The sequence below is a fragment of the Myxococcus sp. SDU36 genome, from assembly GCF_030168875.1.
In the GTDB taxonomy this organism is placed as follows: domain Bacteria; phylum Myxococcota; class Myxococcia; order Myxococcales; family Myxococcaceae; genus Myxococcus; species Myxococcus vastator.
Genome location: NZ_CP077414.1, coordinates 4,237,474 through 4,255,926, shown reverse-complemented (window position 1 = coordinate 4,255,926; position 18,453 = coordinate 4,237,474). Strand labels below are relative to the sequence as shown.

Annotated in this window: 13 protein-coding genes; 7 read left to right on the top strand and 6 right to left on the bottom strand. The window is 69.5% G+C overall.

All coding sequences use genetic code 11. The features are described from left to right. Nucleotide 1 precedes the first annotated feature (1 nt). Nucleotides 2–1,438 (top strand): DUF1552 domain-containing protein, encoded by a 1,437-nt coding sequence (locus KGD87_RS16740; RefSeq protein WP_284668399.1) that lies wholly within the window; start codon nucleotides 2–4, stop codon nucleotides 1,436–1,438. A gap of 68 nt (nucleotides 1,439–1,506) precedes the next feature. Here the strand turns inward: KGD87_RS16740 and KGD87_RS16735 are convergent, their stop codons facing one another. Beyond that, the gene (locus KGD87_RS16735) at nucleotides 1,507–2,529 is read right to left on the bottom strand and encodes a metal-dependent hydrolase (protein ID WP_284668398.1); all 1,023 of its coding nucleotides are present in this window, start codon (nucleotides 2,527–2,529) and stop codon (nucleotides 1,507–1,509) included. A gap of 157 nt (nucleotides 2,530–2,686) precedes the next feature. Next, the gene (locus tag KGD87_RS16730; protein ID WP_284668397.1) at nucleotides 2,687–3,997 is read right to left on the bottom strand and encodes a pectin acetylesterase-family hydrolase; all 1,311 of its coding nucleotides are present in this window, start codon (nucleotides 3,995–3,997) and stop codon (nucleotides 2,687–2,689) included. 213 nt (nucleotides 3,998–4,210) lie between these two features. Here KGD87_RS16730 and KGD87_RS16725 point away from each other — a divergent pair, with 213 nt between their 5' ends. Both KGD87_RS16725 and KGD87_RS16720 read left to right on the top strand, forming a co-directional pair. Beyond that, on the top strand, nucleotides 4,211–4,882 hold the full coding sequence (locus KGD87_RS16725; RefSeq protein WP_284668396.1) for a hypothetical protein: 672 nt from the start codon (nucleotides 4,211–4,213) through the stop codon (nucleotides 4,880–4,882). Between the two features lie 162 nt (nucleotides 4,883–5,044). After that, nucleotides 5,045–6,766, top strand: coding sequence for a PAS domain-containing sensor histidine kinase (locus KGD87_RS16720; RefSeq protein WP_284668395.1), 1,722 nt, complete (start codon nucleotides 5,045–5,047; stop codon nucleotides 6,764–6,766). Here the strand turns inward: KGD87_RS16720 and KGD87_RS16715 are convergent. Continuing rightward, a complete protein-coding gene (locus KGD87_RS16715; RefSeq protein ID WP_284668394.1) occupies nucleotides 6,735–8,855 on the bottom strand; it encodes an ATP-binding domain-containing protein in 2,121 nt (706 codons plus the stop codon). The genes KGD87_RS16720 and KGD87_RS16715 overlap by 32 nt on opposite strands. Nucleotides 8,856–8,947: 92 nt before the next feature. Between KGD87_RS16715 and KGD87_RS16710 the strand changes: the two genes are divergently transcribed. From KGD87_RS16710 to KGD87_RS16700, 3 genes are all read left to right on the top strand, one after another. After that, nucleotides 8,948–9,862, top strand: coding sequence for a spermidine synthase (locus tag KGD87_RS16710; RefSeq protein ID WP_350102385.1), 915 nt, complete (start codon nucleotides 8,948–8,950; stop codon nucleotides 9,860–9,862). 250 nt (nucleotides 9,863–10,112) lie between these two features. After that, the gene (locus KGD87_RS16705) at nucleotides 10,113–12,863 is read left to right on the top strand and encodes a M16 family metallopeptidase (protein WP_284668392.1); all 2,751 of its coding nucleotides are present in this window, start codon (nucleotides 10,113–10,115) and stop codon (nucleotides 12,861–12,863) included. A 97-nt stretch (nucleotides 12,864–12,960) separates the two neighbouring features. Beyond that, a complete protein-coding gene (locus KGD87_RS16700) occupies nucleotides 12,961–13,149 on the top strand; it encodes a hypothetical protein (RefSeq protein ID WP_176420735.1) in 189 nt (62 codons plus the stop codon). An 82-nt stretch (nucleotides 13,150–13,231) separates the two neighbouring features. Here the strand turns inward: KGD87_RS16700 and KGD87_RS16695 are convergent, their stop codons facing one another. Together KGD87_RS16695 and KGD87_RS16690 are read right to left on the bottom strand one after the other, a co-directional pair. Beyond that, nucleotides 13,232–13,576, bottom strand: coding sequence for a VOC family protein (locus KGD87_RS16695; protein ID WP_284668646.1), 345 nt, complete (start codon nucleotides 13,574–13,576; stop codon nucleotides 13,232–13,234). Between the two features lie 224 nt (nucleotides 13,577–13,800). Continuing rightward, nucleotides 13,801–14,427, bottom strand: a complete 627-nt coding sequence (locus KGD87_RS16690; RefSeq protein ID WP_284668391.1) for a glutathione S-transferase family protein — start codon at nucleotides 14,425–14,427, stop codon at nucleotides 13,801–13,803. A 147-nt stretch (nucleotides 14,428–14,574) separates the two neighbouring features. On the opposite strand from KGD87_RS16690, the gene KGD87_RS16685 reads away from it, so the two are divergent. Next, on the top strand, nucleotides 14,575–15,147 hold the full coding sequence (locus KGD87_RS16685) for an imm11 family protein (protein ID WP_284668390.1): 573 nt from the start codon (nucleotides 14,575–14,577) through the stop codon (nucleotides 15,145–15,147). Between the two features lie 113 nt (nucleotides 15,148–15,260). Here KGD87_RS16685 and KGD87_RS16680 read toward each other — a convergent pair whose 3' ends face one another. After that, a complete protein-coding gene (locus tag KGD87_RS16680; RefSeq protein ID WP_284668389.1) occupies nucleotides 15,261–18,161 on the bottom strand; it encodes a carboxypeptidase-like regulatory domain-containing protein in 2,901 nt (966 codons plus the stop codon). Between the last annotated feature and the right edge of the window lie 292 nt (nucleotides 18,162–18,453).

Genomic DNA, 18,453 nt, shown 5'->3' with positions numbered 1-18,453 from the left:
CATGCTCCGCGAACTTTCCCGACGCTCCCTGCTCCAGGCGCTGGCCGGCTCGACGGCGGCGCTCCCCCTGGCCAACCTGCTCGGCACCACGGACGCCTACGCCCAGGGCACCGCGCCGCCGCTGCGCTTCGTGGCCCTGTTCACCTCTCACGGCTGCCTTCCGGAGTTCTGGAATCCCCAGGGCTCGGAGTCGAACTTCACGCTCGACTTCCCCAACTCCATGCTCGCGCCGCTCCAGCCGCACCGGGACAAGCTCCTGGTGCTGGACGGCCTGGACTACCAGGTCCTCTACGAGCAGGGCCTGACGGGCCATGAAGGCGGCCCGGTGACGTTCCTCACCGGCAGCAAGGTGAACACCGGCAGCGGGGACCACCTGCCGGAGAGCGCCTCGCTGGACCAGGTGCTGGGCAACCACATCGGCGGTAGCACGCGCTTCCGCTCTTTGCAGCTCAACGCCTGGGAGCAGTTCGGCGGCCAGCACGTCTACAACAGCATCAGCTTCACGGCGAACGGCTCGCGCGTCCCCTTCGAGCGCGACCCGGCCAACGTGTACCGGCGCCTCTTCGGCGACGCGCCCACGCCGTCCGCGGACCCGGCGGAGGTGGAGCGCAACCGGGCGCGCCGCAAGAGCCTGCTGGACTTCCTGGTGAAGGACGCCACGCGCCTGCGCAACCGCCTGGCGGGCGCCGAGCGCCAGAAGCTGGAGACGCACCTGGAGGCGCTGCGCGACATCGAGCGGCGGCTGGGGGCGCTGGCCATGGACCCGACGCCGCTCCCCAAGCAGCAGTCCGGCGAGGCCGCTTGCGCTGGCGGCGCCGCGCCGCCGTCCTACGGCCTGGGCGGCCTGGGCAACCTCAACAACATGCCGGCGCTGACGCGGCTGCACATGGACCTCATCGCGCGCGCCTTCGCGTGTGATTTGACACGCGTCGTCACCATGACGATTCCGGGGCCGTCCATGCCCTGGCTGGGCATCCACGAGGACACCCACAACGACCTCGCCCACCTGCTCGACGTACAGGAGGAGCCCCGGCGGTCCACCATCCGCGGGAAGATGGTGCAGGTGCAGCGGTGGTACGCCGAGCAGCTCGCCTACCTGATGACGCAGCTGGCCGCCATCCCGGAGGGCAGCGGCACCGCGCTGGACAACACGCTCATCTACTGGGGCAACGAGCTGGGCGACGCGTCCGGCCACATGAACGTGCGCGTCCCCACCGTGCTCGCGGGCGGGGCGGGTGGCCGCTTCCGCATGGGCCGCTTCCTGCGCGTGCGCGCCGCGGGCTCCAACCCGCTGGGCGGCTGGACGGGCCCCGGCACGCCGCTGAATGGCGCCGTGGCGCACAACAAGCTGCTGGTCTCCATTGCCCAGGCCTTCGGCGTGAATGTGAATACGTTCGGCCACCCCGACTACACGGGGGGGCTGCCGGGCCTCACCTGAGCGGCGCTCGGGCTTGAAGTCGGGCCCCGGTGGAAGCGGTGTGCTTCCGCCGGGGCCTTCGTGTTGCTTCAGGGCGCCGCGGTGGTGGGCTGGGGGGCCTCGCCCCGCCAGCGGCGCAGCAGCTCGCTGGCGCTGCCTCCGCGTTCCAACTGGGCGTGAGTCACGGCGTTGGACGCGTCCAGGTGGATGACGAAGGCCAGCGTCGGCTCGCCGCGCAGGTGGTAGCGCAGGTCGGCGATGCGCACCCTCCGGCCACCGTCCTCGAGCGGCTCCCACTGCACGAGCGGGAAGCGGGCCCAGGCGAGCGCCTCGCGCACCGTCGGCACGGCCCGCACGTCCTCCGGCAACGTGCTTGCGAAAGCCTCCGCGCGCCGGGCCTCGGCGGGCGGGCCCAGCAGCGAGACTGCTCCGGCGGCGAAGACGTCGCCTTGCAGCGTGGCCACGTAGCGCCACGTGCTCACGGAGAAGGGCTGGGGAAAGACGCGCACGGCCTGCGCGGCGGGGTAGGCCGCCTCCACCCGCTGCGTCAGCACGGCCCAGGTGGCCACGCGGAAGCCCACGTACGCGGCGGAGCACGCCGCGCTCCACAGCAGCGTCCGCCGCCAGGCCGCGCGCCGGCGCCAGGCCAGGACCGCGCCGGCGAGCAGGGGCAGCGTCACCCAGGGGTCCACCACCATCGTCCAGTCCAGGCTCAGGCGGCTGTCGGAGAAGGGCAGCAGCAGCCGCGTCCCCCAGCCCGTCCACAAGTCGGGCAGCAGGTGCGCGAAGACGACGGAGGCCAGGCTGGTGAGGAACACGGGCGCCAGCCGCGCGCCGCGGAAGCAGGCGCGGGCGGCCAGCGTGGCGGTGAGCGCCACCAGCGGCGCGGCGATGAGCGCGTGGGACAGCCCCCGGTGGGCCTGGAGCGCCACCGTCACCGCGTCACCGCGCGCCAGCAGGGTGTCCAGGTCCGGCAGCTCCGCGGCGAGCACCGACGCCACCAGCACCGCGCGGTCCGTGGGGGAGGCGCGCTCCGGGGCGCCGGGGCGCACGTCGGGCCCGCGCATGGCGCCAATGGCGAGCCCGAGCAGTCCGTGGGTGAGGTTGTCCATGACGTGGCTTCGTCTACCGCCCCGCGGGCCGCGTGGCCAGCGGCGGGGGAGGCGCCACTCGCCCGGCCCCTGAAACGGCGAAGCGGGACGCCAGCAATCCTCTGGCGTCCCGCTCCAGGTGTGGCGTCACCGGGCCAGGCCCGGCGTCAGACGGTGGCTACCCGCCCAGCGCGCCGTTGATGAGCGGCGCGACAATCTGCATGCCCGGGTCCTCGGCGTTGTAGCCGTTGGCGGGCTCGTAGATGCGGATGCGCTGGTTGCCGTTGATCCACCGCGACAGGAACGTGTCCATGCCCACGAACTCGCTGTAGCACTTGTACGTCTGGCTCCACGGGAACTCGAGGTACTCGTACCAGTGGCGCTTCTTCTCCATCTGCTGGCAGGCGTGCGCGCCGATGAAGGTGATGATGGTGCTGCAGTGGCTGGAGTTGATGGCGCGCTCGTGCGGGATGAAGTAGCTGAAGTTGTTGTACTTGTTCAGCTCGGTGACCAGCGCGTCCTGGTCCTGCTTCCAGTAGCCAAGCACGGACTCCTTGTCGTTGGGCGCGTGGAAGCGCTCATAGGAGAAGCGCGAATAGTTGTAGTCGCGCGAGTAGCCCGTGTAGGCCAGCTGGTCGTTGGGGAACTCCTGCGCCACCATGCGGTTGATGGTGCCGAAGTCGCTCTGGCTGAACGTGCCCGGCAGCAGCGAGAAGACGGAGTTCAGGTTCCACGACTGGCGAATCTTCTCGTGCAGCGCGCGCGAGCGGAAGTTCGCGTTGGGCGCCAGGAAGATGGGGCCGGAGTCGTTGAGCAGGTAGCCCTGCGCCGGGTTGATGGCCTTGCGCACGAAGTAGTAGCCGGCCGCCGTCGCCGTGCCACCCGCGCTGTAGCCCGTCATCAGCATCTTCTGGACGTTGGGGAACTGCGTCTTCGCGTAGTTCGCCACCGCCAGCGTGTTGGCGTAGCCGTTGTGGTGCCACGTCAGCGGCGGGTTCTGCCCCGTCGAATCGACGTAGGTGGCCGCGTTGTTGCCCACGTGCACGTCACCGGTGCAGTACGGCACGTAGACGATGTTCCAGTTCTTCGTCACCAGGTCCGTCTTGCTGCGGCCCGGCAGGCCCGGGTCCGCGCCGTTGACGAGCGGCGACACGTACTTGGCCGTGAACTGGGTGATGTAGTTGTCGGCGATGCCGTTCGGGTTGGCGGCGCCCAGCAGGCCCGCGCGGCCGCTACACGTGTCGTAGTCCCAGCACGCGCCGCCGCCCTCGAACAGGAACATCAGGTTGGGCGAACCCGTGCGGTGCACCCAGAACTTGAACTGGGAGCCATTGCCACACTTGGTTCCCGGCAGCTCCACCTTCTGCCAGTTGTAGTTGTTGCCACCGTCCACCAGCACGTCGACGATGGAGGACATCACCACCTCCGCGCGTGCGGCTGCGGGCACGAGCGCGGCGGCCGTGAGTCCTGCCAGGACCAGGTTCTTCATTCGGGGACCTCCAGGTTTAGTTGGAAAACCTGTGTATACAATAGCGTTGCATCAGAGTCAGGAGGATTGTGGTTGTTTCACGTCGCCGCCGAGCGGGACGTAGGTGCTGCATTGCGCCAAGGAGGCAACGCATCGCGGCATCGGATGTGATGCATTGCGCCATTCGCGGTGGGAGGTTGCCGCGCCCACGCCGTGCGCGGTATTCGGAGCAGCATGGCCGTGAATGCATGGAGGAAGGGCCTGCCCGGCCTCGTCGTGGCGACGGGCCTCGTGGTGGCGGCGCTGGTGTACGCGCTTCGCCAGGACGCGGAGCCGGTGTCGCCGGAGGCGCCCGCCGTCGTCCAGACGGCCGCCACGCCCGGGGCGCCGCATGCCGTGGCGCGCACGCCGCCGCCTCCGCCGCGGGCCACGCCGCCGCCGTTGGACCTGACGCGGCCGCCCGAGGAAGTGCCGGACGACAACGCGCCCAAGGTGCACCCGGTGGACCTTCAGGTGATTCGCGCGAAGCTGCCCGACAACCTCTACTGGCGGATGGGCGCGCCCACGCAGGACCCGGCCGAGCTGGAGCGCCGCGAAGGGGAGTCCCGCCGCTGGAACGAGCTCTACGGCAAGGTGCTGTCCGCCGAGGCCACGGTGGAGCAGATTCGTGAGTACTACGGCCACCGTCGGCAGGTGTCCGAGGACTTCATCACCTTCTCCACCGAGGTGTTGACCCAGTTCGGTGACGTGCTGCCGGAGCGGGACCGGGGACTCTACGAGCTGAGCATCAACATGCACCGCACGCGGCTGGCGGAGCTGCCAGGGCAGGAGCAGGACGCGCTCGACCGACGGGAAGCCCAGGAGCGCCGCCGCGAGGCATGGCGCCAGGGCCAGCAGTCGCCCTGAGCGCTCTTTCGGGCGGGCGAGGAGACTGTCCACCTCCGGACAGTGTCTCCGCGGGCGCGCCCGGGACTCCGCGGGGTGGGGGAGGGCGTTTGCCCCGGGCGGTGAGAATGTTGGCTGCCGTGCAGAATTCCGGCGCGTGACGGTGGGGTGGGCGCGGCGGAGATGTTAAGCGGCTGGTACATCGCCTTGGCCCGTTCTCACACCCACCGCGCGGACGCACTTTCGACTGGACAGGACCCTGGTGGCGCCAGCCACGGCGGGTCGGACGCCACGGGGCTGGATACCGCTCTGCTGGACCAGATGCCGGAAGCGGTCGTGGTCTGCTCGCTGGACGCGCTCTGTGTCCATGTGAATCCCTCCCTGGAGCGGCACCTGGGGCAGCCGCGTGAGGAGCTGCTCGGCCGGAGGCTCTGGGCGCTGCACCCGGAGTGGACGGAGCCTTCCTTCCAGGAGCGCTTCCTCCAGGTGGCCCGGACGGGCGAAGCCGCGGAGTTCGAATGTCACACCGCGTCCCAGGACCGCTGGTTCGTGAAGCGGCTGTTTCGCGTCCATGAGCGCGTCTTCCTGTTCGCGCGGGACATCACCGCGGAGAAGAAGCAGGAGGCGACGCTCCGGGCCCTCTACGACGAGATGCGCCGGGCGCAGCGGCACGCCGCCTTCCTGGCCCAGGCCAGCGAGGTGCTGGCGTCGTCCCTGGAGCACGACCTCATCCTGCAGCGCATGGCCCACCTCGCCGTCCCCATCCTGGCGGACGCCTGCGCGGTGGACCTCCCCATGCCGGACGGGCAGGTGCGCCGCGCCGCCGTGGCCTTCTCCAAGCAGGCGCTGGCGGCGTCCGCGCAGGACTTCCAGGCGCGCTATCCCATCCGCCTGGAGGACGCGGCGGGTATCGGCAAGGTGCTGCGCACCGGCGTCACGGAGTTCACCCCGGACTTTCCCGCCATGCTCGCCGCCGCTCAGGGGGGCGACCCGGCATACCAGCGGGCCGTGGAGGCGCTGGGCATCAGCGCGTACATCATCGTCCCGCTCGTCAGCCGGGGCCGGGTGTTGGGGGCGCTCACGCTGCTCAACTCGGAGTCCCGGCGCAGGTACACGGAGGCGGACGTGCGGCTGGCGGAGGACCTGGCCCGCCGCGCCGCCACCTCGCTGGACAACGGCCGCCTCTACACGGAGGCGCAGGAGGCCGTGCGCGCCCGGGACTCGTTCCTGTCCGTGGCGTCTCACGAGCTCAACACGCCGCTGACCTCGCTCATGCTCAACATCCAGGCGCTGCGGCGCGACATGGAGCCGCGCGCCAGCGGCGGCCCCACGTCACCGGAGGCGCTCTCCACGAAGGTGGTGGCGGTGCAGCGGCAGGTCGCCCGCCTGTCGAGCCTGGTGCGCGAGCTGCTGGACGTGTCGCGCATCACCGCGGGGCGGCTGCGGCTGGAGCGCGAGGACCTGGACCTGGCCGCGCTCACCCGCGAGGTGGTGCCCCGCTTCACTGAGGACCTGGCGCGCGCGGGCTGCGTGCTGAGGCTGGACGCGGGGAGCGCCGCCACCGGCCATTGGGACCGGCTGCGGCTGGAGCAGGTGCTGCAGAACCTGCTCTCCAACGCCATCAAGTACGGCCGGGGCCGCCCCATTGAAGTGCGGGTGGGGGCGGATGCGTCACGCGCCTGGCTGTCGGTGAAGGACCAGGGCGTGGGCATTCCGCCGGAGGGGCGCGCGCGGCTCTTCCAGCGCTTCGAGCGGCTGGCCAGTGAGCGGCACTACGGCGGACTGGGGCTGGGCTTGTGGATTGTGAAGCAGATTGTGGACGCCATGGAGGGCCGCATCGTCGTGGAGAGCGTGCCCGGCCAGGGCTCCACCTTCACCGTGGAGCTGCCGCGCCAGCCGGGGTGACGAGGTGCGAGCGCACGCCGGAGGACACCACCCAGAGCTGATGGGACGTGCGCGTCACCGCCACGTGCAGGCGGCGGCGTGACTCGTCGTCCACCGGGTAGGCCCGCGCCGTCGCGTCCGGGAGGATGACGTAGTCGAACTCCAGGCCCTTCACGCTGCCCACGTCGGTGACGTCCACGCCGGGCTCGAAGGTGAACTCGCCGTCGCTCACCAGCCGCGCCCAGGGCTGGTCGGCGACGACGCGGTAGATGGCCTGCGCGGACTCCGGGCTGCTGGCGATGACGCCCACGGAGGCGTGGGGCTCGCGGGCGACGAGGTCCCTGAGCGCCTCGCCGATGAAGAGCTGGGCCTGGGCCTCATCCGGGAAGTGGTGGAAGCCCACGGGCGCGCCCGCGCGGCCGGTGGCGGCGGTCTCCGGGGCCTGCGCGCCCAGCACCTGCCGCGCCAGCTCCACCACGGGCCGGGGACACCGGTAGGAGACCTGGAGCCGGCAGGTGGCGGCGTCCCGGATGTCGAGCTCGTTGAGGACGGCGGGCCAGCCCGCGAAGCCCGCGTCCGTCTGCTGCATCTCGTCGCCCGCGAGCGTGCAGCTCTTGCCCTTGCCCAGCAACTGGCGGACGGCGAAGAGCTCGAAGAGGGAGAAGTCCTCTGCCTCATCCAGCACCACGTGCGCCAGCCGCTCCAGGCCCAGCGAGGTGTGCTGGGCCTTGAGGAACATCAGGACGGCCAGGTCGTCCAGGTCCACCGTGCCGGCCATGGCGTCCGGGGTGTCGTCCTCGATGGAGCGCCCGTCCACGGTGATGAGGCGCTCCGCGTCGGTGATGTCCTTGAGCGCCTTGGACAGCGGCGTGGCGAGCTGGAGGCGCGTGTGCTCCAGCGTCTCGTCAATGGCGGTGCGAGGAAGCTCGCCCTTGGCGGCCGTGACGACGCTCTCCAGGAAGCGCCGGTCCATGTACGCGTCCGCCATCCGCGTGCGCAGCCGCTCCAGGGTGGTGCCCGCGTCTGTCTTTGGCACGCCCACGCGGGCGGCCAGCGCGCGCCGCAGGGTGGGGTGGCGCTTGAGGCGGGACACCAGCGGCGGCGTGTCATTCCACAGCTTGATGCCGGGCACGTTGAAGGCGGAGCGCGCGGTGGCCAGCAGCCAGGCATCCCGCGTCTGCACGGCCACGTTGCCCAGGCCCAGCGGCGCCAGCAGCCGGCGGGACAGGCGCGCCAGCCCTTCTTCCGGGACGATGAGCTTCATGCGGGCCTGGGGGAACGTCCGCGGGTCGTCGAAGGCCAGCTTCGCCAGCCGGTGCAGCGCCACCGTCGTCTTTCCGCTGCCCGCGCTGCCCAGCACCAGCAGCGGCCGGTCGGGGCCGGTGCTGACGGCTTCGTACTGCTCGGCGTCCAGCATGGCGGTGACGCCAAAGGCATCCTCGATGCGCCGCGCGCCCTTGCCAGTGCCCAGGAACTCCGGCCGCGCCGCAGTCCCCGCGCCGCCCGACTGGAGCGTGGAGAAGTCGCGGCTCACGCCGCGCCATTCGCCGTCAGCGGAGCGCTCCAGCACCAGCGCGCCGGAGATGATGCGCGTCAGCACGCCGCGCTCGATGATGACCAGCCGGCGCGTCTCCACGCTGCCCTCGGCGAGCCGCTCCCCGAAGTACTCCTCGTAGTCGTCGCCTTCCTCGTAGCAATAGAAGACCCGGGCCACGGGGGCGAAGCGCCAGTCGATGACCCGCACCCCAGCGCCCACGTCCGCGAACGTGGTGCGGCCCAGCAGGTAGTCGCGCGGACCGCCTTCGCCATTGAGGCGCAGGTGCGCGAAGTAGGGGGCCTGTGGGTCCGGAAGCTTCACGCCCTCCTGGCGCTCCATGAGGGAGCGCATCTGGTTCATCTGCGCGAAGAGGTGCGGCAGGTCCGCCACGGCCGCGGTGGAGGCTTCGTCCCGCAGCACCTGCAACTGGGCGACAAGTCCTTGCGCGTCCTGTCCGCGCGCGGACTTGCGCCGCGCGGCTTCCAGCGTGGACTGAACACGGGCCAGCAGGGCCTCTTCCTCGGCGATGATGGCGCGGGCATGGTCCGGCAGCGACGCCTCGACGTGGCTCATGCGCGGCAAGGTGAACCTCGGCGCCGTGTGAGTCAACCTGTTGTTTTTCCTGAGAGAAATGCTGTCTTTTTGGTATTCTGTACCAGAGAGGGATGGACATGCGCGGTGTGAGCCAGCGGCTGCTGCTGGTGGGGTTGGTGGTCCTGGCGTGTACGGCCTCCGCGTCCCGCAAGGTCCTGTACGAGAAGCAATCGCCCTACACCCTCATCTCGGTGACGGAGGACGAGGAGGGGCGCCGGTATCTGGGCTTCGATGCCTCGGGCGCGCTGCAGAGCGTGGTCTGGCGGGGCAGGCCGCTGGACCTGGTGCTGCCGTACACGCAGGTCTCCATGGTGGGGCTGACCTACGTGCCCGAGCCCAGGCGCATCCTCGTCGTGGGCCTGGGCGGCGGGGCCATGCCCATGTTCCTGCGCAAGGTGGTGCCGCGGGCGCACATCGACGTGGTGGACATCGACCCGGACGTGGTGACGGTGGCCAGGCGTTACTTCGGCTTCCGGGAGGATGCGCTCCTGCGCGCGCACGTCGGAGACGGCCGGCGCTTCATCGAAGCCGAGCGGCCCGCGTATGACCTCATCTTCCTGGATGCCTATGGCCCGGACAGCATCCCCGAGCACCTGGCCACGCAGGAGTTCCTGAAGGCGGTGCGGGCGAAGCTGAGCCCCCAGGGCGCGGTGGTGGGCAACGTGTGGGCCTTTCCGCCCAACCGTCACTATGACGCCATGGTGCGCACGTGGCAGGTGGCCTTCACGCAGTTGTATGAGTTCATCGTGCCGCAGAGTTCGAACCGCATCCTGGTGGGCGTGGGGTACGAGGCGAAGGTGGCCGCCAAGACGCTGGAGGCGCGCGCGGAGAAGCTGGAGCGCACCCGGGGCGTGCCGTTCGATTTGAGCGGGCTGGTGGACCGGGGCTACACGGACGCGACGGAGCGCCAGCCGCGAGGCAAGGTGCTGAAGGACGCGGACCTGCCGAAGCCCGCGTCTGTGAATACGCCAGCGCAGGTCCGCTGAGCCTCCGGGTCCTTGTTGGCCAGGCTTGCGGAGGTGTCTGGACTTCGCAAACGCGCCTGTGAGTCCCGGCCCTTGGCCTGTCTTCTCGTGGATGGTATGAGCATTCCGTCCGTCTGGCCTTGAGTCCAGGGCCCGCGCGGTTCGCGCATTGCCTTCGCCTCGTCGCTGTCAGGAATCACTTCCGCTCGGGGGAGGCGGTGGGGCGTGTCCCTGCGTGCTGCTCCCGGGTTCGTCCTTGGAGTCTGCCTGGATGTTGCCCCCGCGTGTTTCCCTCCCTTCCTCCTGGCGGCCCCGTGCCGCCGTCATGGCCCTGGCGCTGCTGCTGAGCGCGTGCGCCACGCTGCCGCAGCGTGGGCAAATCGTCATGCGCGACGTGGCCTTCCCGCTGCGCGACTTCCGCTTCCCCTCGGGGCTCCGTGTGGTGGTGGAGCAGGATGCTCGCTCCCCCGTGGTGGCGGTGGTCGCGGTGGTGGGCGCGGGGGGCTCCAGTGACCCGGGTGGCAAGGAGGGCCTGGCGCACGTCGTGGAGCACCTGGCCTTCCGTTCCCGTCACGCGGGTGGGCCCTCGGTGTGGCGGCGCCTGGAGGCGTCGGGCGCGGGCTTCTACAACGCCTCCACCAGCCTGGACTACACGTCCTACGAGACGCTGGGCCCCAAGGAGGCCCTGCCCATCCTCCTGAAGCTGGAGGGCCAGCGTCTGGCCGCGCCGCTCGCGGGCGTGAGCCCGGAGGTGTTCGCGGTGGAGCGCGAGGTGGTCCGCAACGAGCTCCGCCAGCGCAACGAGACGGGCTACGTCGGGCAGGTCTTCAGTTGGATGAACGCCGCGGCCTTCCCCGGTGACCACGCCTACGCGCGTCCGCTCGCCGGGACGCACGAGTCGCTGTCCGCGCTCAGCCTGTCGGACGCGCAGCGCTTCGCCCGGGCGCACTACCGGCCCGACAACGTCACGCTGGTCATCGCCGGTGACGTGGACCTGGCGGCCGTGGAGGCCACGCTCCGCACCCACCTGCCCGAGGCCTGGGTGGGCACGGGCGCGCCCCTGGCGCTGGAGGCGCGGCTGCCCGCGCAGCCCGCGGCCCCGGCCACCACGCCCGCCCAGAAGTCGGTGCCCGTCTTCACCGCCGCCGTGCCCACCCCGGAGGTGTATCTGTCCTGGGTGCTGCCGCGCGGCTTCGATGAGGCCAGCGCGGTCCAGGACTTCGTTCGCGCCAGCTTCAGCCAGAACCTCTGGGGCGCGGTGCGCAATGACGCCGACATCGCGGACATCTCCACCAACCTGATTCCGGGGACGCGCGCCTCGCTGCTGGTGGTGCGGGTGCGGCTCAGCCGGGGGGACAATCCGGCGCGCTCGGCGGGGAAGGTGTTGGACCAGGTGCAGAACGCGTGGGTGCAGGAGATTCAGCCCGGCTCCGTGCTGGGCCGCGAGTTCGACTTCCAGGCGATGCGCCGGCAGGTGGTGACGGGCATGGTGCTGGAGTCGGAGGACCTCATGTCCCGCACCGAGCGCCGGGCGCTGCTCACCCACTTCACGCAGGACGTTCGCTCCTACACCCGCTCGCAGGTGGCGCTGATGGGGCTCGTCGGCGGCAAGGTGACGGACTTCTCCTACCAGTGGCTGCAGCGGGACCGGGTGCGAATGATTGTCGTCCGTCCCGGTGAGGTGCCCGGCGCGGCGACGGCGGCCGCCACGCTGTCCGCGGACGAGGAGCCTTGGACTTCGCCCGCCGAGCAGGTGGCGTCGTCCATGACGGCGGCGCTCGATTCGCCCGTGCAGGTGCTCAAGCTGGACAATGGCATGGAGGTGCTGCTCGCTCCGCGGCCGGGCCTTCCGGTGGTCCGCATCGGCGCGGCGCTGGGCGGTGGTTCGTCCTACGGTGAGAAGCCGGGCGTGGCGGACCTGGCCAACTGGGGTTCTTTCCGGGAGTCCTGGTTCGAGGGACGCCCCAGTGACTGGGGCCTGCATTCGACCTCGTCGTTCCAGCGCGACCACCTGCGCGTCGGCCTCTCCGGCACGGCGGGCAACGTCGGCAACATGCTGGCGATGCTGGCCGAGCAGCTCGACTCCACGCGCACCTCCGAGGACGTGGTGCGCTACTACCGTGAGCAGGTGCTGCCCTGGCGCCAGGCGGTGGACTCGAATCCGGAGCTCCTGGCCGAGCGGCACCTCCTGAAGGCGCTGTACGGCACGCATCCCTATGCGCGCGAGGTGACCGGCGCGGACCTGGGCCAGGTGTCCTGGGCGGAAGCCGAGGCGTGGCTGAAGGACGTGTACCGCCCGGCCAACACGGTGGTCGTCATCGCCGGCGAGTTCGACGTGAAGGAAGTGGAGGGGCTGGCGCGCAAGTACCTCGGCGGTTGGAGCCGGGGGAAGGCGAAGCCCGTCGCCACGCCGCCTTCGCCTGAGCTGCCGGTGGCGGCTTCGGCCGCGAAGGCCCTGCTCACGCCGCGTCCCGGTGCGAGCCAGGCCCAGGTGCAGTTGGCCTGCCGGCTGCCCACGGCCACGCCCGAAGCAGAGGCGCGCTACGCCCTGATGGCGGAGCTGATCCACGGCCACGCCTCGGGGGAGATGCGCTCTCGCCGGGGCGCGACGTACGGGTTCTCCGCGCGGCCCTGGTTGGGGCGCGGCGGCGCGGCCCACCTGGTGCTGGAGGGCGCGGTGGATGCGCAGCGCATGGGTGAAGGCATCAGCACCGTCCGTCAGATTCTCGCGTCCTTCGCGAAGGAAGTGCCCGAGCCCACGCTGGAGCGGGCCCGCAGGGGCATGCTGGCGGCTCAGGCGGTCTCCTTCATCAGCTCGGAGGCCTGGGTGAACGCGCTGCTGACCGCGCGCGTCCGTGGCTTCGAGCCGGACACGGTGACGGGCCGGCCCGCGCTGCTCCAGGCGGTGACGGCCGAGTCCCTGCGGAAGGAGTTCGAGGGCTGCCAGCAGCGGCTCGTCGTCTCCATCACCGCCGACGAGGGCCAGGCGCGGTCCGCCATCCAGGCCATGTCCCAGCCGTAGCCCACCCCAGCCCCTGCCTGCTGGCCGCCTCGCCGGGGCAGGGGCTGGCGTCCACGGACTGGCGACTGCCTATGTTCTCCAAGAGGAGGACATCGCCATGCCAGATGTGGAAGCGCCGCGGCCGCTGTCCGAGCCGCCAGACGACGCGCGGGAACGACAGGGCCGCTACATGGAGGAAGAGCCGGGCCACACGCCGGGGAGCGCGGAGGGCGACGACGAGGACGCGCCGCACCGTGCCCACCCCTACCCGGACCCGGACCACACCCCGGGGCAGGCAGAGGGCTGAACCCCGGGCCGCCGGGAGGGCTGCCCTCCCCGTGGACGAGGTCGGTGCAGGACTTCGCGCCCTTCTGGCGGCATGGTGGCGCTCATGGGCTGTGAGCGAGCAGGTTCACCAGCCGTCCGAAGGGGTCGCGCACGAAGAACCTGCGCACACCCCAAGGCTCGTCAGCCGGGCCATACTCGATTGGGATTCCCGCCTTCTTCACCCGGGCGATGGCCGCATCGAGGTCGTCGACCTCGATGGACATGTCTGGCACTGGCGCGCCTGAGCCCCCTTGCGACATGAAGCTGACCTGCACAGTCATCGTTTCGCTTGAGCCGTAGGTGGCAATCCAACCCATATCCATCAACACGTCGAGCCCGAGGACGTCCCGATAGAAGCGGCTGGCGGTTGCTGGCGCAGACACGCCCACGTTGGTGACAATTCGCATGACCTTCACGACGGCCTCCCCCATGCAGCGCCGGAGTCCGAACGGTTGACGTTGATTGTGTCGTCTGTGCGCTCGGCGGCCCGGCGGGCTTGGACTTCGGTCAGGGCTTCATTTGGAGTCATTGGCGCAATGTGCCCGGGGGCGATGCGCGACGGTAACAGCGCCGGGGTGCATCGGGTGGGCTGATGCGGAGCCCACCTGCTGCCAGGAGCGGGCGGAAGGCGTCAGTTGAAGTGACGGCCCAGCACCGCGGCGACGTGCGGATGCTCCTCGGCCCGCCTGGCGGTCGCTACCAGGGTGGGGCAGTGCTGGGCGAACCAGTCCTTGCCCGGCCGCCAGTGCGTCATCACGGTGACGTAGAGGTCCAGCGCGCTGAAGCGCTCGCCGAGCACGTGGGGCTTGCCCACCTGGGCCTCGATTTCGCGCCAGAGGGTGGCGCGGCGCTCCATGACGGTGTCGTGCAGTCGGTCCGAGGCGGGGCCGGCCAGGGTCCACTTGGGTGGGTCGTCTGCGTACGTGAACGTCGGGTACACCGCGCCCACGAGGCGGAACAGGAGGTTGAGGAAGCGCACGCGCTCGGGGGCCGTGGGCGCTGGCGCCAGGCTGCTCTGGGGTGAGGCGTCGTGCAGGTGCAGGATGATGGCCGCGCTCTCCGTCATCACCGTGCCATCGGGGAGGACCAGGGTGGGCACCTGCCCCAGGGGGTTGAGCTTCAACAGCCGGTCGCGTCCGGGGCCCGGCTCCAGGTAGGGCAGGTCCGTGAGCCGGTGCGGAATGCCGGTGATTCGCAGCGCCATCTCCACGATGGCCGAACCACACCCTGGTGAGCCAATCAACTCGTAGTCGTTCATGGAGCGAGGGGATACCTCAGGGTACCCTCGCCGGCATGCGAAAGGAGTCGCTCCTCCCCCTCATGTAGAAGTTCGCTCAACTCGTCCGCGAGGTAGTCAACATTGGTTTTCCATCCCACGCGCGCATCCCCGCGGGAGGGAACGAGCATGAAGTACTACCAGTTGTCCGAGGACTACTTCCTCGACCATGGCATCACCTCCGGCCCGACGTTGCCGGATGAGAGCATCATGGCGGGAAAATGGGTTGAGGCGGACACCTTGCCCAGGCTGGTCTACGAAGTGGATACGCCTGATGACGAACCCTGCCAGCATTTCATGAGCGGCGGAGCTGTTCTCGCCAGTGAGCGTTTCATCCAGGTGCTGCGCGGCGCCGGCGTCAACAACTTCCAGTGCTTCCCTGTCATTCTCATGAATCCAGAGACCCAGAAACAGCGCTCTGGATACTTTCTATTCAACGTGCTCGGCCTGATAAAGGCTGTCGAAATGCAGCAGTCCTCGTTCGAGACCTTGATGGAGGCGGACGCGGAAGGTGTCGAGGTCTCGCTGGTGGCATTCAAGGACGTCGTGTTGGATGGCATGAAGTCGCGTGGCTTGCACATGTTCAGGCTGGCGGAGTCTCCCGATGTGCTGGTCATTGATGAGGCTGTGAAGACAGCCCTCAAGGAGAATCGCCCAGAAGGCGGATGGGGAGTTGTCTTTGAGGAGCTCGATTCAGTGTGACTGTCTGGAATGTGCTTGTGCGGAATGCCAGTGATTCGCAGCGCCAGCCCCACGCTGGCGCGAACCGCGCACTGGTGAGCCAAGCAAATCGTAATCGTTCCTGTGCCGTCCCGTCATTGCCCCGGAGAGGGCAGTGGCTGCCAGTTGGGAACCAACGTGTGAACGATTTCCCCGGAGGCCGGAATCATCAACTCCTCCCGGTAGAAATGGACGGGGACGTAGCCGCTCAGCAGGAAGACGGTGGCGGGACCTGGAGGCACATTGCGGAAGCGCGTCGTCCGACCAGCCGCTTCGTACGCTGCCAAGGGTGCGTCTTCCTCGTCGAAATGGATGAATCCCCGCTCTATTGCGAGGAACTCAGCGGCGGCCTCGGTGGTCGGCGCGGGAATCCGCCCGGGGTGCAAGGAGAGGTACACGCTCCTGATGCTGGGGTTGAGGAGGGTGACCGTCGCGCCTGTCGTCTGCTCGACGAAGTCAATCGCCAGCCGCCCGCCGTCGGGAACGTGGACGCGCTGGGGCGCGAACTGGGGTGCGGCGCCGTCCGCAGCCGAGGCCGCGCTGGCTCTGACGGTGTAGAAGCCGGGCTCCAGGCCGGGATGTACTGCTTTTCCATTCCGGGCGAGGAGCATGTCTGCCTGGTGGGCACCATCCCGCCAGAAATGGAGCGTCGCCTCGACAGGCGCGCCGTGATGGTCCCGTACTGTCACGTCGGCGACGACGCCAGGCTCCAGTCGAATCAGCGGAGTCTCTCCTCCTGTCACGGTGCCGGAGTAGCGATGGTAGCCCACGGCGTCGACGACGAGCTCCGAGGGCGCTTCACTCACATGCGTCAAGGCGAAGGTGCCATCGGGATTCGACACCACGCTGTCATGCAAGCTCTTGTGTCCTGCCGTGCCGGCCCTGAAATAGAGCGTCAGCCTCGCGCCCTCGATAGGCGCGGAGGTCGCGGCGTCCAGCAGTCGGCCTTGGACGGAGCGACCCGGACTCATGTGGAGGTCACCCAGGTCCACGTCGCCTTCAAGAGGGACTTCCACCGTGAAGGCGCGCGGCGCCACCCCTGCTGCGTCAAAGGCCAGCGTCAGTGTTCCGGAGCTCGCGGTCGACCACTCGAATGCGCCGTCCTCGGAGCGGACCCGCGTGCCGTTGAGGGTGAACTCTGGGATGGGACTTCCCTCGGCACTCAGGAGCGTTCCCCGGACCCGTGAGTCTCGTTGCATGACGAGACGGATGGGGTGCTCCCCCGGGCTCACGAGAAACGTATCGTGCGGGTCCGTGGTTCCTCCCAGGGATTGCGCTGGGACGAAGGTGTGGTCCGGTTTCGTGACCTCGATTTCGTGGGGGGCGGAGGACAGATGCCGCAGGACGAACCGGCCATCCGCGCCTGTGCGAGCGCCGCCGGGCCCGCCGTGATGGATGCTGCGGGCGGGCGGTTCCGTCTCCGCGACGGGCGACGCCCGGTACGCTCGGACAACCGCGCCCTCCAGCGGCTTGCCAGTCGCTGTCACCACGACGCCGGACACCGTCACGCCTCTGGGAAAGCGCAGCTCCACCTGGGACGGAGTTCCTTCACGCAGCTCGAGGTCCTGGGAGACCATCCGCACGACACCCAGAACCTCCTTTCGAGCCCGCACCACGTAGTGTCCAGGCTGGACGGCCCCGAGCTGGAAGCGGCCTTGGGCATCTGAAGATGCGTGACGGCTGGCCAGGTCCTCCTCGTTGCGCTCGGAGATGTCGACAACCGCCTCGGGCACGGGAGCGCCGTGTTCATCCGATACGGTGCCTCGCAGGGTCGGGCCTTGTCGCAACGAGAGGCGCAGCGCTTTGCCGGGCGCGTACACCGGAATGGCTTCGGGGAGGAACCGCTCGTCACGGGCTTGGATCTCCCACTCACCTGGGCGACATGCCTTCAGCTCGAAATGGCCCATCTCGTCAGTCGTCGCCTCATGACGATGGTACGGCGCCGCGGGATTGCATTCGCGCTTCAATGTGAGCGCGACACCTGGGGCGGGCGACCCGTGGGCGTCGACTGCCACGCCGGTGATGGTCATCGCGCGGAAGAGGGTGATGGTGGCCGAGGCCGTATTCACCGCGGAGCGCAGGTTGACGAGGGTGTCCAGGTACCCCGGCGCCGACACCATGAAGTCCTTCATGTCGGGGATCAAGGGGCCCAGACGGAAGCGGCCATCCAGGCGCGTCTTCACGTCTGGGTTGGAGCTGCCATGCCGCGTGATAAGGGCGGAGACGCTGGCGCCTGGGACGGGCTGACGCGCCTCGTCTTGGACGATGCCTCCGAAATAAGGGGCGGGCCGCAGCTCCAGGACGGTCTCCGCGCCGATTCGTTCGTTCAGGATGACTTGCTCATGCGCGCTCATTCCGTCATGCAATGCCGCCAGTTCGAGAATGCTCTTGGGGAGTCCCGAGAAGTGAAACTGTCCCGTCGCATCGGTCGTGGCGAACTGATGAGAGCTGTCATCGCGAGCATCCCTGAAGGTGAGCTCGACTCTCGCTCCCGAGACGGGATTCCCCAGGGCGAGGACTCGGCCCATGATTTTCAGGGGGCGCGTGAGGCGCACACCGTCCTCCGGCAGGATGTGCTCCTCATCCAAATGGATGAGGTCCGGCCGCCAGCCGTCCTGCGCCGCCAGGAGGACGTAGCGCCCGTATGGCAGCGGACCGATGCGAAACTCGCCCTCGGGACCCGCGACGCCGTCGAAGTAGCGGTCGGTTGCCACGGAGAGCACGGTGAGGCGTGTGCCCGGCAGCGGTGCATCCGCTCCCGAGGCAATTCCTTCCAGGAGCAAGCCGGGGGACAGCACCAGCCGTAGGTCATCGTGTGTCCCCAGGAGGCCTTGCTTCATGGCCGCGCCGGCCTCGTTCAAGGCCCAGACAGACAGGAGGCCGTCGGGGAGTCCTTCCAGGACGAAGGTGCCGTCTCCCGTGGTCACCGTTTCCGCGAGGATGGGGGCTTCCCCCGTGCGGGATGAGATCCACTCGACCAGGAGTTCCCGCCCCATCCACGTGCAATCCGAGAAGAGCCGGACAGGCCCCTCCCCGCGGCGAGGCTCCCAGGTTATCGGAGTTCCTTCAGGACATGGCAGTTCGGACACGGACGGCGGCTCCCTCAACACGGCGGAGACGCGCACACCTGCGCGAGGCAAGCCTCGCTCATCCACCACGGTGCCACGAAGGCTCCGGCCCGAGTCCGGCCGGGGGAGGGTGTCCAGGCCCATCAGGCTCCGGTGGGCATCACCCACGATGCGGTTCGTGGCTCGCGAAGATGCGGCGGCCCTCGCGCCACGGTCGACA